Origin of the sequence: Natronobacillus azotifigens (genome assembly GCF_026805325.1) — a bacterium.
GTDB lineage: Bacteria > Bacillota > Bacilli > Bacillales > Amphibacillaceae > Natronobacillus > Natronobacillus azotifigens.
The window spans coordinates 1-15,663 of the sequence record NZ_JAPRAT010000042.1 but is presented as its reverse complement, the minus strand read 5'-3'; the positions used below and the strand labels follow the sequence as shown (position 1 = coordinate 15,663).

17 protein-coding genes and 1 pseudogene are annotated in these 15,663 nt (G+C 36.8%); 5 read left to right on the top strand and 13 right to left on the bottom strand.

Translation table 11 applies throughout. The annotated features are described in order from the left end of the window. The first annotated feature begins 373 nt into the window (after nucleotides 1-373). The 3 genes from OWO01_RS15190 (at nucleotide 374) to OWO01_RS15180 (ending at nucleotide 2,365) form a co-directional block, all read left to right on the top strand. Nucleotides 374-910, top strand: coding sequence for an isochorismatase family protein (locus tag OWO01_RS15190; protein WP_268781329.1), 537 nt, complete (start codon nucleotides 374-376; stop codon nucleotides 908-910). Nucleotides 911-1,121: 211 nt separating this feature from the next. Then, nucleotides 1,122-1,679: a class I SAM-dependent methyltransferase gene (locus tag OWO01_RS15185; protein WP_268781330.1), complete on the top strand. Its 558-nt coding sequence runs from the start codon at nucleotides 1,122-1,124 to the stop codon at nucleotides 1,677-1,679. Nucleotides 1,680-1,789: 110 nt separating this feature from the next. Then, a complete protein-coding gene (locus tag OWO01_RS15180; RefSeq protein WP_268781328.1) occupies nucleotides 1,790-2,365 on the top strand; it encodes a YdcF family protein in 576 nt (191 codons plus the stop codon). 89 nt (nucleotides 2,366-2,454) lie between these two features. Here OWO01_RS15180 and OWO01_RS15175 read toward each other — a convergent pair whose 3' ends face one another. From OWO01_RS15175 to OWO01_RS15140, 8 genes are all read right to left on the bottom strand, one after another. Next, the gene (locus OWO01_RS15175) at nucleotides 2,455-2,973 is read right to left on the bottom strand and encodes a metallophosphoesterase family protein (RefSeq protein ID WP_268781327.1); all 519 of its coding nucleotides are present in this window, start codon (nucleotides 2,971-2,973) and stop codon (nucleotides 2,455-2,457) included. Nucleotides 2,974-2,986: 13 nt separating this feature from the next. Next, nucleotides 2,987-3,580 carry an XTP/dITP diphosphatase gene (locus OWO01_RS15170; RefSeq protein WP_268781326.1) on the bottom strand — a complete coding sequence of 198 codons (594 nt, stop codon included), beginning with the start codon at nucleotides 3,578-3,580 and terminating at the stop codon, nucleotides 2,987-2,989. A 19-nt stretch (nucleotides 3,581-3,599) separates the two neighbouring features. Continuing rightward, nucleotides 3,600-4,343, bottom strand: coding sequence for a ribonuclease PH (gene rph / locus OWO01_RS15165; protein ID WP_268781325.1), 744 nt, complete (start codon nucleotides 4,341-4,343; stop codon nucleotides 3,600-3,602). A gap of 398 nt (nucleotides 4,344-4,741) precedes the next feature. Next, nucleotides 4,742-5,830, bottom strand: a complete 1,089-nt coding sequence (locus OWO01_RS15160; RefSeq protein ID WP_268781324.1) for a GerMN domain-containing protein — start codon at nucleotides 5,828-5,830, stop codon at nucleotides 4,742-4,744. 110 nt (nucleotides 5,831-5,940) lie between these two features. After that, the gene (gene racE / locus OWO01_RS15155; protein WP_272506186.1) at nucleotides 5,941-6,750 is read right to left on the bottom strand and encodes a glutamate racemase; all 810 of its coding nucleotides are present in this window, start codon (nucleotides 6,748-6,750) and stop codon (nucleotides 5,941-5,943) included. Between the two features lie 48 nt (nucleotides 6,751-6,798). Next, nucleotides 6,799-7,254, bottom strand: coding sequence for a MarR family winged helix-turn-helix transcriptional regulator (locus OWO01_RS15150; protein ID WP_268781322.1), 456 nt, complete (start codon nucleotides 7,252-7,254; stop codon nucleotides 6,799-6,801). A 246-nt stretch (nucleotides 7,255-7,500) separates the two neighbouring features. After that, complete coding sequence (locus OWO01_RS15145; RefSeq protein WP_268781321.1) at nucleotides 7,501-8,277, bottom strand: SDR family NAD(P)-dependent oxidoreductase; 777 nt, start codon at nucleotides 8,275-8,277, stop codon at nucleotides 7,501-7,503. Nucleotides 8,278-8,305: 28 nt separating this feature from the next. Beyond that, a complete protein-coding gene (locus tag OWO01_RS15140; RefSeq protein WP_268781320.1) occupies nucleotides 8,306-8,845 on the bottom strand; it encodes a DUF4334 domain-containing protein in 540 nt (179 codons plus the stop codon). Nucleotides 8,846-9,103: 258 nt separating this feature from the next. Here OWO01_RS15140 and mscL point away from each other — a divergent pair, with 258 nt between their 5' ends. Next, nucleotides 9,104-9,595 (top strand): large conductance mechanosensitive channel protein MscL, encoded by a 492-nt coding sequence (mscL, locus tag OWO01_RS15135; protein WP_268781319.1) that lies wholly within the window; start codon nucleotides 9,104-9,106, stop codon nucleotides 9,593-9,595. 221 nt (nucleotides 9,596-9,816) lie between these two features. On the opposite strand, the gene OWO01_RS15130 is transcribed toward mscL, so the two are convergent. Beyond that, the gene (locus tag OWO01_RS15130; RefSeq protein WP_268781318.1) at nucleotides 9,817-10,539 is read right to left on the bottom strand and encodes a YwaF family protein; all 723 of its coding nucleotides are present in this window, start codon (nucleotides 10,537-10,539) and stop codon (nucleotides 9,817-9,819) included. 538 nt (nucleotides 10,540-11,077) lie between these two features. Here OWO01_RS15130 and OWO01_RS15125 point away from each other — a divergent pair. Next, nucleotides 11,078-11,914, top strand: coding sequence for a metallophosphoesterase family protein (locus OWO01_RS15125; RefSeq protein WP_268781317.1), 837 nt, complete (start codon nucleotides 11,078-11,080; stop codon nucleotides 11,912-11,914). A 201-nt stretch (nucleotides 11,915-12,115) separates the two neighbouring features. Here the strand turns inward: OWO01_RS15125 and OWO01_RS15120 are convergent, their stop codons facing one another. From OWO01_RS15120 to OWO01_RS16180, 4 genes and pseudogenes are all read right to left on the bottom strand, one after another. Beyond that, nucleotides 12,116-12,934: an ABC transporter permease gene (locus OWO01_RS15120; RefSeq protein ID WP_268781315.1), complete on the bottom strand. Its 819-nt coding sequence runs from the start codon at nucleotides 12,932-12,934 to the stop codon at nucleotides 12,116-12,118. Continuing rightward, nucleotides 12,931-13,914, bottom strand: coding sequence for an ATP-binding cassette domain-containing protein (locus OWO01_RS15115; protein ID WP_268781314.1), 984 nt, complete (start codon nucleotides 13,912-13,914; stop codon nucleotides 12,931-12,933). The genes OWO01_RS15120 and OWO01_RS15115 overlap by 4 nt, the downstream gene beginning before the upstream one ends. Before the next feature lie 738 nt (nucleotides 13,915-14,652). Then, on the bottom strand, nucleotides 14,653-14,877 hold the full coding sequence (locus OWO01_RS15110) for a helix-turn-helix domain-containing protein (protein ID WP_268781313.1): 225 nt from the start codon (nucleotides 14,875-14,877) through the stop codon (nucleotides 14,653-14,655). A gap of 420 nt (nucleotides 14,878-15,297) precedes the next feature. Then, nucleotides 15,298-15,411 (bottom strand): annotated as a pseudogene (locus tag OWO01_RS16180) (transposase); the annotation flags it as partial. Nucleotides 15,412-15,663: the final 252 nt, after the last annotated feature.

Genomic DNA, 15,663 nt, shown 5'->3' with positions numbered 1-15,663 from the left:
GAGATTAAAGAAGATAACACAGATTAAAACAGTGTTATCTTGTCTTTTTTTATCCCATACTCATGTTAAAATTCGTACTCTCTACTAGAATAGTAAGAAAAATATGTTAAAATGGATGTTAATAATCATAGAAAAGTCTTCAGTGATGGTGTAGAAATTATCATTAAAAAGTGTAACTTCAATCAATGGGAGTTTTTAGGTGTTTCCCCACTGATTATCAGTTGAACCATTAGGGACGCTAACGTCTGTTACTCACACGTAAACAACTTGCTTTTCTCGTTATTTTGAAGTGGGAGTCTCACGGACGGTTCGGGATAAAGTAAGAAATATCGAAGGACTTTACTTATCTTAAGAAGAGAGGCGAATAGAAATAATGAAGGCTTTATTAGTAATAGATGTGCAAAACGGAATTGTTCGTTTTGGGGACTTTCAAAAAGAACTATCAACGATGGAAAATGTAATCAAAGATTTCAAAGCAAATGCAATGCCTGTTATTTTCATGAGACATCTTGATGATGCAGAGGACAGTCCTTTATATAAAAAATCAGTTGGATCTGAATTGCACAGTTCCTTAAAAGAATATGCTGATTATGTTATAGAAAAACAGACTCCTAGTTCTTTTTTTAACACGAGGTTACCTGATAAATTAGAAGAACTTGGTATTAAACATTTGTTTATAACGGGATTTAACACTGAATTTTGTTGTATGTTTACAGCAATTACGGCTATTGATCGTGGCTTTAGGGTTACTTTTATAGAAGATGCAACTGGTACAGTAAATACGGGAGAAACATATGAGATGAAAGATCTTGATATAAAAGATTTTGTCGGTACTGTTTTACACTGGTCAAATGTAATTGAAGTTTTGGATTATGAAGAGTATTTAGAATGCTACAATCTTAAGAAGTGATGAAATAGAGGGAACCTTCAATCAGTGGGATTTTTCAAGTACCCCCCACTGATTATTAGCGCTAAAGGATGGCCTGAAGAACTACGGTTTCTGAGTGCTAGTAACTGTTACTTCTACATTATCAATTTTGATCTTCTTGATCTTTATAACCGAGAGGATTACGTACAGTTGCTCCAAGATAAAACGATAAACTATTTGCGAGGTGGATAAACTGGATAGAATTCAGAGCGAACTCAAAGTAGTAATTGGTGCTGGTGAATACAATAACAATCCTGATTGGATTCAAACACAGGAACATGAATTACATTTATTAGAGGAAAATAGTTGGGAAGATAGATTTGAAAGTAATTCTTTAACTGCTATTTTAGCAGAACATGTTTGGGAACACCTATCTTTTGAGCAAGGATTAAAAGCGGCAAAAATTTGTTATCAATACTTAAAGCCAAATGGATATATACGTTGCGCAGTTCCTGATGGATATTTCAAAGATGAAACATATCAAAACATTGTAAAAGTAGGTGGACCAGGACCTAACGACCATCCCGCTTCTAGTCACAAAATAGTTTATAACTATAATACATTAACTAGTTTGTTTAAAAAGGCTGGTTTTGATGTGAATTTATTAGAGTATTGTGATGCAGATGGGATTTTTCATTCAAACGAATGGGATGGAAAAAATGGCGTAATCTTTAGGTCAAAAAAATATGACCCAAGGAACAAAGAGGTGCTCGTGTTCCCTTCATTGATAGTCGATGCAATAAAACGATAATATGTTTTCATTTTTGATAATTCAGGTGTTTTTTGTTTCTACTCATTAAAAAATTAGGGAGTTCATTGGTGGTATCATCCTTATTAAAATACATTTGAGAGGAAGATTATTTGAAAAGAAAATCCCTAATAAAATTCGGCTTACTCCTGTTAATCGGACTATTATTATGGTTCACCATACATACGATCGTCATCGTAACAGATGGGTTACATGATGAATTAGCAAAAGTAGATATAGCTGTAGTTCTCGGTAATAAAGTCGAGCTAGATGGTCAGCCATCTAATCGATTACAAGCCAGATTAGATAAAGCTAGAGAACTTTATGAAGAAGGATATTTTGAGCACATCGTTGTAAGTGGTGGTGTAGGGGAAGAAGGTTTTGATGAAGCCAAAGTGATGAAAGAATATTTAGTGAATAGAGGAATTCCCTCTGAGGTGATTTTCGAAGACAGTTATGGCTACAATTCATACATGACGGCAGAAAATACGAGAGCCATAATGAAGGATTTGAACTTCGAGTCAGTTATGGTTATATCACAATATTTTCATATATCACGAACAAAATTAACGTTTCGTAAGCTTGGTTTTGAAGAAGTTTATTCAGCACATGCAGAAATCTTTGAAGTTAGAGATTTTTATTCAATAATTAGAGAATTTCCAGCTTATTATAAATATCTTTTTAAATAAATTTTCAACCGTTAATCGCGCACAAAAACCCGAATCACAATCTTCGTATTTTCCGCTTATGATTCGGGTTTTACTTTTTTATTCCCATGTTATTCAATTGTTGTATCAAAAGAAAGGTCTTCTACGATTTGACCTTCTAGATCATAAAAGTCTACCTGATAATTTCCATTATCATCCCAAGATAGAATCGCATATGTCTTCTCTCTGCGCACTCGTGGTAAGTGAATGCTACCTGGATTGATAATAATTTGATCATTGATCCGCTGAGCAGCTGCAATATGAGAGTGTCCATGACAAATAATTGTCGCTCCCACTTCACTCGCTCGATAGGAAATCGGCATGAGTGTCATTTTAACTTGATGCATGTGACCGTGAGCCACAAAAAAATGGAGACCCTTTACCGAAAAATCAACTTCTTCCGGATACTGATCGTCAAAATCGCAATTCCCTTTTACTTTTACAAAATTATTCATTGGTGTTTCATCATAATCCAATTCAGAATCGCCACAATGAATCATTTGATCCACATGATCTTGATGACGCGCTTTTACCATTTCTACCTCTTTCGTCCAGCCATGACTATCACTGATAATCAATACTTTCGGCATAAAGTTCCCCTCCCTACCTTAGCTTTAGCCATTCCTCTAACTTCTCCAGTGCATTTCCTCGGTGACTAATGCTATTTTTCTCTTTTGTACTTAATTGTGCCATCGTTTTATCATACCCAATTGGTTGAAATATTGGATCATAGCCAAATCCATGAGTTCCAACAGGTTGTGCGGTAATAACTCCTTCACAAACTCCTCGTTTAACAAATGTCTCTTGACCTGGTTCTGCAACAGCTAAGGCACAAACAAACCTTGCGCTACGATCATCACTCGCTACACCTTCTAATTCCGTAAGTACCTTATGTAGATTTTTTTGATCATTTTTTTCTTCTCCTGCATAACGTGCAGAAAAAATACCTGGACGATTATTTAGTGCAGTGACTTCTAATCCAGAGTCATCTGCTAATACAGGCATTTGCAACATTTTAGCAATTGCTTCTGCTTTGATCACTGCATTTTCTTCAAAAGTACTACCTGTTTCAGGAATATCTGCGATTGTTTCTGCTAAATCAGCTAAAGATATTACTTCAATCCCATACTTATCAAATAATGCCCGAAAGTCAGTAACTTTCCCTTTGTTTTTCGTTGCAATTAAGATTTCTTTCATCTCTATTCCCCACTTTTTCTTATTGCTGATTCATATGATTAGCTAATTCACCAAGTGCTACTTTTTGCATTTGAAAAATTTCTTTCAAACCATGATCGGCTAATTGTAACATTTCCTGAAGTTGTGTTGGAGTAAAAGTAGCTTCCTCACCAGTACCTTGAATTTCAACAAATTCTCCGTTACCAGTCATGACAATATTCATATCTACATGCGCGCTTGCATCTTCGATATACTGTAAATCCAATACGGCTTCACCATCAGGCATAACACCAACTGAAATAGCTGCTAGATAATCGGTAATTGGTAGTTCTTTTATCGCCTCTTTTTTCACTAAGGTGCCAAGTGCAATAACCATCGCAACAAACGCCCCAGTGATCGACGCAGTTCTTGTTCCACCATCTGCTTGAATAACATCACAATCAATCCAAATCGTTCGCTCTCCAAGTTTGGATAAATCTACGACAGCTCGTAAGGACCGACCAATTAAGCGCTGGATTTCCATCGTTCTTCCCGAAACTTTCCCTTTGGATGATTCACGAATATTTCGTTGGTCCGTTGCTCTTGGTAGCATCGCATATTCAGCTGTAATCCATCCTTTTCCTTGCCCACGCATAAATGGCGGTACGCGCTCTTCAATCGTTGCATTACAAATTACCTTCGTATCACCAACTGTAATCAAAACAGAACCTTCTGGATGTTTCGTATACCCTGTCTCTATTGTGATTTCTCTTAATTGATCTACGCTACGTTCTTCTGGTCTCATTTTCTTTCCCCCTTCTAATACATTCCTATCGTAACATATTTTTACCGAATTGGCTGATTTCATTCTTTGTCCTCATAATAAAGTGAAACTTCAATCAATGAGGGTTTTTAGGTATTCCCTCACTGATTGTTAGCCCTAAAGGATGACCTAAAGGCCTTTGAACCATTCAGGGTGATAGCGTCCGTTACGCCCACTTAAACAACTTGATATTCTCGTTGTTTTTGAAGTGGGATTCTTACGGACGGTTGCTCCGGGATAAAAAGTAGTTAGAAAAAATCGGTAAAGATGCTCCTTTTCCGGACTAGTTTAGCTTGTTCTCGCTCCTTGCTGTCCGAATGAAACCCCTTTTTGAACATCTTCTTAACAAAAAAAAGAAGCTGATTAGTTCAGCCTCTCGATTACATACTACCAGTCGGCACAAACGCCTCTCGTGACACCGGTTCATTATAAGGTACCCCGTGCTCATTAAACACTTGATCGATCTCATCTACTTGAATCGATACAGCAGACACATCTGGATGATCAGTTAGTGTTAACACAAGTGTTTCCATTACTTCATTCGAAATCAGTGCTTCATTCACATCACTTAAAATTTCTTTACTAAAGATTAGTTCTAACACACCGTCTGTCATTGTACTAGCTTCTAAAATAGAAGCTCTCGGGTTAAATACATGAAGTAAGTTTGAGTCATAAGCTGGTCCATCTAATAACGCTTGAACAATCGATAAGTGCAGGTTATCTTCCTTAATATTCACATGTTGGGTAACGGGAACATAATAAAATTGTTGGCCTTGTTCTGTAGGATAATACAAAGTAACGGCTTGACTGTTCATCAAATCTACCCCATCTACATGAAACATATTAATTCCATTTGCTCGTGAATATCCATCCAATAGCGGTGTACCATTCACTGGCATTTCTGATTGTTCATAACCATTAATCCATAATTTGATTTTATCAACATTATCAAATTGCGTTAACGTATACGTCATTGCTTGGATAATTTGTTGCTCTTTTTCTGCTTGATATTCACTAAACTCTTCAGAAAGATCCACAATTAGCGTTCCGTCTGGTTGTAAATTCACTCCCAAAACTTCTGTACCTGCTGGCATAACCGCTTCAAATCCAGTTGGTAACATATTGGTTACCGGACCATCTTTGATTAAATATTCTAATACTTGGGTAGCTACGCCATCTGTTTTTGGTAGTTCTACTGTTTGTGGAACGACCACACCACTTTCATTAATCAAATACAATTGTCTAGCTACTGTCTCTGTCTCTAGATCTTGCGCTTCGTCACTCTCCATATCACCCTCTTGCACACCTTCACCCGAAACTTCTTCATCATTATCAGCTTGATTAACTGGAACATCTATTTCTTCCAATGTTTGTTCCGAACGAAACAGTCCACATCCAGTTGTGACAACTAATAGTACAAACATGACTAAACCCAATCGGGCTATTCGCGAACTCACTCGTATCTTCATGCAATTCCCTCCTAAGATGGTTTGTACTATTATGTATACGAGCAGTTCGCTAAATTAGACCATACTTTCCAAGGAAAAAAAAGAAAAAACAAGTAGACAAGCTACTTGTTTTAGAAATTGGATGAAATTGTGATTTTTTTTACATCATTCACTGTAATATCTAGCCATTGTTGTGTAATTTGTTCAAAGACATCAGAAGAACCTGTTGTATAAAACTCATGTTCTGGATGACGTTCCCCTTCAAATAATAATGCCTGATAACCCAGAATTGCACTAACTTCCCTAGCAGTTTCTTCTCCCGACGAGATGATCATCACATCTTTTCCTACGACCGCTTGAATCGTGTCTGCTAATAATGGATAATGTGTGCACCCTAAGATTAACGTATCAATTTCTGCAATCGTTTTTAAAGGTTGCAAGGATTCTTCAATCACACGATAAACCTCGTCACCGGTAAACATACCTTTCTCCACCAATGGGACGAATTTGGGACACGCTAAATCATAGACAGATAGATCGGCATGAATGCTTGTCAGGGCAGCTGGATATGCTTTACTTTCAATCGTTCCTTCTGTTCCAATCACACCAACATTCATATTATTTGTCATTTTTATCGCAGCACGCGCTCCAGGTTCAATTACCCCAATCACAGGAATATCTAAAGTTTCCCGGAGAATATCTAAAGTAAAAGCAGTTGCGGTATTACAGGCAATCACTAATAACTTCATCTTTTTTTCGCGCAAAAAATTAACCATTTCTAGGGTGTACTTAATAACCTCTTCCTTTGGTCTTGGACCATATGGACAGCGCAATGTATCACCTAAATAAATCAATTTTTCTTTTGGAAGTTGCCGCATAAGCTCGCTCGCTACGGTTAGACCACCAACACCGGAATCAATCACTCCAATCGGCTGATCCATGTACATCCCCTCTTTATCCTAAAATTTCTCGGCATCGTCTTTTGACGACTAGTTTCTCTCTTTATCAAGCTCCATTTGTTCCAAAAGCATACTTAATACATCATGCAAGGTATCGACACGCTCAGCAGGTACATCTTCAAGTACCGCGCTTAGGTAAGCTTGTCTTTTTTCAATCACTTCATGAATGATTTCTTTGCCTTTATCTAATAAATGAATCCGAACCACACGGCGATCTTTCGTATCTCGCTTCCGTTCAACCAGTTCACTTTTCTCCATTCGATCGACTAAATCGGTTGTGGTACTAAAGGCTAGGTTTATTTTATGAGATAATTCACCGATGGTTAAATCTCCATCTTCTAATAACCATTGTAACGCAATAAACTGTGGTGTGGTAATACAATAGTTTTTCAGAATTTTTCTTCCTTTATGTTTAACGATCCCAGAAATATAGCGTAATTCTCGTTCAATTTCCGCGATTGGTCTATACTTTGTCTCATTATCCACGATTATGACCTCTCCTTCAGCAAACTTCTATTCTTTCATCATACCATTTTTTACGGTTTTTCGGGAAAATTTTCATTAATCAGTATAATCAGAATAGAAAAATCCACCGAATTGATAGCATTAAGGAGGGAATTTTTAGCCGCCAAGAAGCAGGAGCGAGGACACGAGTGAAAGTCATACGACAACATTAGGAAAAAAAGACCTCTTCTTTTTCTAAAGAAGAGATCCAATCATCTAATATGCTTGTTATGCTTTATCCTTCATATAGGCACGGCTTGCTAGTAATAGCAAACCAACAGGCAATAATTTAGTTGCAATTCGAAATCCTTTTGCTACTGGACCGTATGTAGAAACAGGCTTTCCTTTTCGACTGTCTTTCAATGCATGTTTCGCTTCAGACTTCGGATCTGTTTTTGGTAAATTACTCATAAACGGTACAGATGTCATAGACTCTGCAACATCAAAGAATTCTGTCTTCACAGGACCAGGACAAACGGCTGTCACGGTAATATTACGTTCTCGCAATTCTTCATGTAGTGCCCGGCTATAAGAAATAACATAAGCTTTCGTTGCTGCATAAATTCCAAAATTCGGTTGGGGGGCAAAACCCGCACTAGAAGCAATCTGAATGATTTTCCCACCTCTTGGTATATAAGGAAGTACCGTACTCGTAATCGCGGTCATTGCCTCGCAATTCAAACGTACCATTCCCACCTCTTCTTCTAAAGGTAGTTCACCAACACGGCCAAATTTTCCGTAACCAGCTGCGTTTACTAATAATTTTACATTAGGCTTACTAGCCGCAAGCTTATCTTTTAACACATCAATACTTGCAGGTATCGCCAAATCTAGGGCAATAATCTTTAATGGAACAAAAACATCTGCTGCCAGTTCTGTTAATCTATCCTCTCTTCTGGCAACTACCCAAACCTCATCAATGTTTGCATACTCTCGGTCAATGGTTTTGACAATTTCTTTTCCGATTCCTGATGACGCTCCTGTTACAATGGCAATTGAACGCATATCTTCATTCCTTTCTTGTGGTCGAATACTATCTGATTTTTTTTAAGACAAAAAAGTAAGACAACTGTGGTTTTAAATGCTTGATATCCATGACACCAAGCAATGTTTTCTCATCTACTTTTCGAAAAACATCAATGATTGCTTTTGCATCATAAACCATACTAGCACTGGACTTTCCTCGATAATCTGTCATCCTCAGTCTCGCACTACTTCTTTCCGTAGACACAAACGGCCGTAATATTTTCAAAGTGATCGAAATCGCTGTTTTCGGGATTTTCTCAATTGGAACGTTTAATGGAAGTAATGTTGGATTGACTGTATAGAGTGTATGATCTGGATTTTCGAAAATTAATGGATAAACCGTTTCAGGATTCTCAAAACGTTTTCCAAACCAACCTGACGCTGACAATAATCCTTCGAGTGGGTGACCTGTCGTAATCTCTGAGCCTTTCCATAGACCCCACATCATCTCGAAGTCAGCTACTTCTAGTTGATCAAAAAATTGAAATGCTTCTTCTTGAGAAGCTCCGTCTCTTAACATTTGATCCAATTTTACTTTTGCATCCAAAAGACCACTCCTTCGATTAATTTTGTATGTTTAGAAAAATAATCCTTTCTTTATCCCAGCAATGAACGGTTCGTCAAAACATGCGTGAAAATATCTCTGTTTATTGGTAATCCTTTGGTCCTTATTTTACCTGATGCGTTTAAGAAAGTCATCCAAAGATAAATTGCAACTGATCTAAGATAGATACACACCACTCTTTTATTCTCTTTTCATAGTTTGTCTTCCTTGTTCATAGATTAAATTCAGGAGGTGATTGTAATGGGGCTTTTTCAAGAATTTCGTCAATTTGCGATCAAGGGAAGCGCGGTTGATATAGGGGTAGGTGTGGTTCTAGGTGCTGCTTTTAGTGGCCTTATTGATTCACTTGTCAAAGATCTCCTCCTCCCTCCTGTTGGTCTAGTTTTTAAAAAAATGAATTTTGAAAACTTATACATCGTTTTGGGTGGTGGGGAATATGCATCTTTAACGGAAGCTCGTGAAGCAGGCGCTGCAACAATTAATTATGGATTATTTCTTACTTCATTCATTCGTTTTATCATTGTTCTGTTTGTCATTTTCCTTGTCATTCGTCAAGTAAATCGGTGGAAAAAACCACATCAGCATCCGTCAGAAGTTATGGCAAAAAAGGAATGTCCGTATTGTTGTACGTCCATTCCTAAACAAGCAAGAATATGCCCGAATTGTTCCTCTTCCATCACAGACATCCCAAAGAATCCAACGAGAAATGAGTTAAGGTTACGTATTAAATAAGCAGATAGCCCAAAACTACTTTATGTTTGGTTGATTCAATGGTTTAGATAATCTTTATCCTAACCAACTTGATAGGATTGGCCATTCTATACTAACAATTGATTACTTTTGTTGATTTTGTGAGATTAAAAAACCAAAACCAACGATAACTAATAACACGATAGCAAGTATAGTTACCATGTCTCTCCTCCTCACTATATATACGAAATATCAGCTGTTCATTATCGCTCATCAGTATCTTTACTGTTTTTAAAAAATGCAATATATAGAAAGACAAATAGTGTTAGCGCTATAACTTCAAGGCCAATAATATACCATGGATACGGTCCTAAAAAATCAATGATTGTCGCATTTGCTGGCTTTCTCGCTAAGAACATATAATTTGAACCAATCATTTGATTAACGATATATACAAAGGCTGCGAAGATATTTAAGACAATAAATGCCTTCACCACAGATTTCCTCGTCGCTTGGTACCCTTCTATCCAAACCATATAAAAGCAGGCGAGAATGATAGCGATGTGCACGATAAAAAAATGAAAAAAGCGCATGTGTGGAAATCCGAAAAAAAGCTCTGGTGTAAGTATAGCGATAAATGCCCCAGTCATACTGACAAAAAAAGATACTTCAAATATTTTGTAACTCTTCGTTAGTAACATGATTGCACATAAATATAAAGAAATTGATGACAACTGCAAAGGTAAATTACTATCCAAATCCCAACGCCCATGATATAGAAACCACAAATGATATAAAATCTCTCCAAAAACAAGCGTAATAATTAGAATATATTTACTATACCATTTTAGCCTTGTTTTTAGAACATCTCTCCAATGATACATTGCAATTAACAATCCAATAGTTATTAGGATCATACTTACATGAGAAAGAGAGAACAATTCAAACGGATAATCATTTCGATTAAAGTTAATGAGGTCTTTCATTTTTTGTCCTCCTATTGAGCGTTATTAGCCTTATACGAAAAAGCGGTGGATAGTACTTTGTTGTTATTTTTAAAAAAATTAAGTGAAACTTCAATCAGTGGGGGTTTTTAGGTATTCCCCCACTGATTGTTAGCCCTAAAGGATGACCTAAAGGCTTTGAACCATTCGGGGTGCTAGCGTTCGTTACTCTCACTTAAACAACTTGATATTCTCGTTGTTTTGAAGTAGGAGTCTTACGGACGGTTGCTCCGGGATAAACATTACTTTGTACAATTCCCTAAAATTATTATACTAAAAACTCTTTTCCCTTTCATTGCATAAGATAGAGAATCAGAGCTCTCTATCTTTTCTCCAGACATGTCAGGCACTTTGAAAAATTAATGAAACAACGAAGTTTTTAATCCTGAAACGATCAGGAATATGTGTTTTATAGACTTAATACATGATCAAACATGGAGCATTATTGAGTTATCGGTAAATGAATACCAATTATAGGAAGATTTACAGTGTTCAAAATTCTATGCAGGGGGATTTTATTGTGCAACCATTTTTAATACCTAGACAATATAATCAAGATACAAACACTTATAAAGTCTTGTTTTTGAATGATGTTCATTTTAGCAAATCTCGGACCATTAATGGTACAAGGCATTATCATACATCACCTGATTTAATGAGGAAAACAATGGATGAATATGTACCGCAACTAATGCCGGATTCAATTTTTTTACTGGGAGATATGTGTGATTGGTCAGATGACTGGAAAAGATTTAAAAATATTTATAACAAAAATTTATCAAAAGCAGCGCAAGTTATACCAATCGTAGGAAATCATGATTTTGATGTAACTAGCTATGACGAATTGCTGGATATTTTTGATCTGCACGAACTTCGAGAAAATGGCGGCAGTAAATTTAATCAATCGTTTAAAGTATCAGCTAACATAAGAGTCATAACAATCGATGTTAATTTTGATGAAGAAGATAAGCATACCAATAAGTATTGGGACATGCGTATGCACACAAAATCAGTTGGTTGGTTAGAGGATGAATTAACCAAAAGCAAGGAGGATATCGTCTTAATCCTTTCTCATCACGCACCGATGGATCATCTAAGTAATAGATTCGATCGCAGACAAGGAGACGAGTTGAAGCAGGTTGTTGACAAAGTTGCTAGTAAAAAACCAACTATGAAAATGTTTTGGTTTTTTGGTCATCATCACGTTACACAAATAGTATGTTTCGATAAATGGCATGATCGATGTGTCGGATATTTATTGCCAGCAATGGTCGAAGAGGAAGATGGTCGATTTTCTTTTTTAGAGATGAAGGATAACGGGGAATACAAAATTAAACAATACAATATTTCTATTTAATGAGGTGCATTTTAACGAATGGAATGTGTATCCATCTGAGATTTCCTACTCATTTACAAGGAATCTCAAGCACATTTTTTAAAAAGAAAAACCGACTTCCGATAAGAAAGTCGGTTTTACCATTGTCCTGTACACAAAAATTTCAGTCCCTATTTCAACTGCAAATAAATGGATATAAGTTAGTCAGATAGGATACGCCTGTTATTTTCTTTTATAAAGATACATCGTTAATGGACCAAAAATAACAATTAAACCAAGTGAGATAACGCTAACCCATGCAACAGCTTGGTAATCCGGTGTCCCTTCCATAAAACCTCGAACTGCACGAACCAAATAGGAGATTGGATTCACATCTACAAAAGCTTCCAACCAACTCGGCATTGTTTCTGGTGCGACAAACACATTGCTGACAAAAGTAGTAGGAAAAAGAATCATCATACTGACTGCCAATAATGATTTTTCTGAGCGCATAATCATGCTTAGTGTCGTCCAAATCCAAGAAACACTAAAGGCGAACAGCAACAAAATAAGCAGTCCTAGAACAATCCCACCAAAGCCACCATCTGCACGAAAGCCTAAAATATAGCCAAGCACAAGCATAATCGTTGATGCGATTGAATAGCGAACTAAATCAACCATTAACGCACCAACTAAAACGGATGGATTCCAGATCGGAAGTGTTCGAAACCGATCAAAAATACCCTTTTTAATATCGTTATTTAATTCGATTCCTGTATACATCGTAATCATCACAACAGTCATCACTAGAATACCGGGTAAAACAAACTGTAGGTACGCAGCTGTTGAGCCCGCAATTGCTCCACCAAAAAGATAGGTAAACATAAGTAAATAAATGACTGGAAATGCAGTAATGTCGAACAATTGCTCTGGTACATATTTTATTTTTAATAACATTCGACCACTAAAAGTTAAGCATGTGGATAAAGCGCTAGCCTTTTTCGGTCGTGCTCGATTTGATAATGCCTTTTCTATTGCTTCCGCTTGATTTACCTTACTCATTCTGCCGCCTCCTCTTTCGTTTGATCATCTGCTGGTTTGCCGGTTAATGTTAAGAAGACCTCATCCAGACTTGGTTGACCAAGCGAGAAATCCGTAATGGCAATGTTGGCATCCTCAAACGCTAGTAGTGCTTTGGATACGAGCTTGGTATCAGAAACTTGAGCTGTTAAAACCAGTGGATCTGTTCCAAGCTGCACTTCTGTTTGAATCGTTTGTTCAAGCACTTCAGCTGCTTTTGCTCGTATCTCTGGATCAAAAACACGAACATGAAGCTTCCCTGTTCCTACTGAGGCTTTTAATTCACCACTTGTTCCTTCAGCAATCACCTTGCCATGGTCAATAACGGCAATCCGATCGGCTAATTGATCGGCTTCATCTAAGTATTGTGTTGTCAGCAAAACAGTTGTTCCAGCTTTTACGAGTAAGCGAATAATATCCCAAACTTGATTGCGGCTTCTTGGATCAAGTCCGGTTGTCGGCTCATCGAGAAACAGAAGCTCGGGTGAAACGATTATACTTGCTGCGATATCCAGGCGGCGTCTCATTCCTCCTGAGTAATTTTTCACCTGTCGTTTTGCTGCTTCAAAAAGATCAAATGCGGTTAAGAGCTCTTCCGCTCGCTTCTTCGCATCCTTTCGTGAAAAGCCCAGTAAACGACCAATCATCACCATATTTTCCATTCCCGATAAATCCTCATCTAATGAAGCAAACTGCCCCGTCAAGCTAATGCGCTGGCGAACTTGGTCTGCATCTTTAACGATATCATATCCAAGCACTCTAGCCGTACCACCATCTGGTTTTAGTAAGGTTGTTAACATCCGAATCGTTGTCGTTTTCCCTGCTCCATTAGGTCCGAGCACACCATAAATGGTTCCTTTCTTTACCTTCAAGTCGACACCATCGACAGCACGATTTTCGCCAAAATGCTTGGCCAAACCAGTTGCTTCAATTGCCCACCGTTCTTGATTTAATTCTGTCATGTTTTGCACCCCTTTTCATTTGATTTTTTGAAAGTTTAGTAAGACATTGCTCGCCGCAAAAGACTTTGTTTCAATAAAGATAACAAGATGAATGTTGGCGATCTATCCTGCTAGCCTATTCTTTTCTATGTACGATGTGATTTAACTAGTTCATAACTATCGATACTTTCACATTTATCTGATGATATCGTTCTAGGCGATTAGACAATTTTTATATCTCACCGAAACAATAATCTCTTCCAAATCTAATTATAGACTAACAAAAATCACTATTGTTTTATATAAGACTTCCGACCGAACTTAGAATGCACCAGAGGCCTAGTTTTGATTTTGTCATTATAAGTAAATAGCAATTTATAGCTTACAGAGGCTATGATCAAGGTCAGATCAGATTATGAGCAATTTCAATCTACGTAAACATAAAGAATGCGATTTCCAGAAACAATAAAGTTTTTTTCACAAAAAAGCGTCTTGAGAAAAAAATGAAAAAATGAATTATGTGATATTCTGCAAATATACTGAATGGGTACATATATGTAAATAACTTCTCAATTTTTTTTGAAAAATGAACTAGCAACTATCATTTACAGCCTAGAAGAATAATTCAAGGATTTAAAATGTCAAATGCCTAAATGAAAGTAATCATTCCAAAAATAGCTGTATAATATTTTTGCCCCAAAAAATTATTATGGCTCATCTACCTAAAAAACCGACTTCCCAAAAGAAAGTCGGTTTTCATTAGAGCTTTAATTCCCCCATACGTAAAAGCTCCACCACTGCCTGTGAACGCCCCTTTACACCAAGCTTTTGCATTGTGTTCGAAATGTGGTTACGGACTGTTTTTTGCGAAATAAATAACTCTTCTGCTATGTCCTTAGTTGTCTTGTCTTGTACTAAGAGTTCAAATACTTCCTTTTCACGTTTAGTCAAAAGTTGTTTCGGCTTATAGTCACTATCTTTCAAGTCTAAACCCCTCCTTGCTGTCTTTAAAGCTGCGTTCTGAAGGGTATTAATTTATTTAGTCAGAGTATTGTATGACAAAAATTTTTTTCTGTGAGTTATCCTTCTGCAAATGGTTATTTCTCTAACCAATGAATACGAAAATTATTGATTTCATATTTTTACTTGCATTTATTTTAACCTCTTTTGGAGCCCTATAGCTATCAGCTTAATGATTGGGTAAATAATAAGACTCGAACTTAAACGACCACCTGCTCAAGGAGGCGGATTTGGACATATATCTCTACTACTAAAATGGTTGGTTATTAAGACTGAAGTCATCTCAACACCCAGATGCTGAAGCAACTTCAATTTGACTAAATTCAATCTTCAATCTTAAATGTCACTCTCATTTTTTCACTCAATTGATTTGCGATATAATTTCTAGTTTTTTTCATCAGCACTCCCAACTGAGGCAGTGAAATAACTTCTTGACCATAATTGCCGACCAAAATATTTCTTTTGCAGTTCAGGAATTTGATCTTGCATCAATCTTGATGATCTTACTCGGAGCTAGACTAGGTGGACACAATAACAATAAATATATATAGTTATTTCCACTAGTGTTGCACTAATATAAATTAACTATTAAAAACATTCATAATCTTCAATAAAGTTGTTTTACGCAAAGAAAAAGTCCTTTATAATAGAAAAGTCAGGTGGTAACCCGTCCAAATCCACTAATAAAGGACAAATCTCATTGACAAGATTACACGAAAAAATTCATTTGGGCAATGGTTTTCACCGATA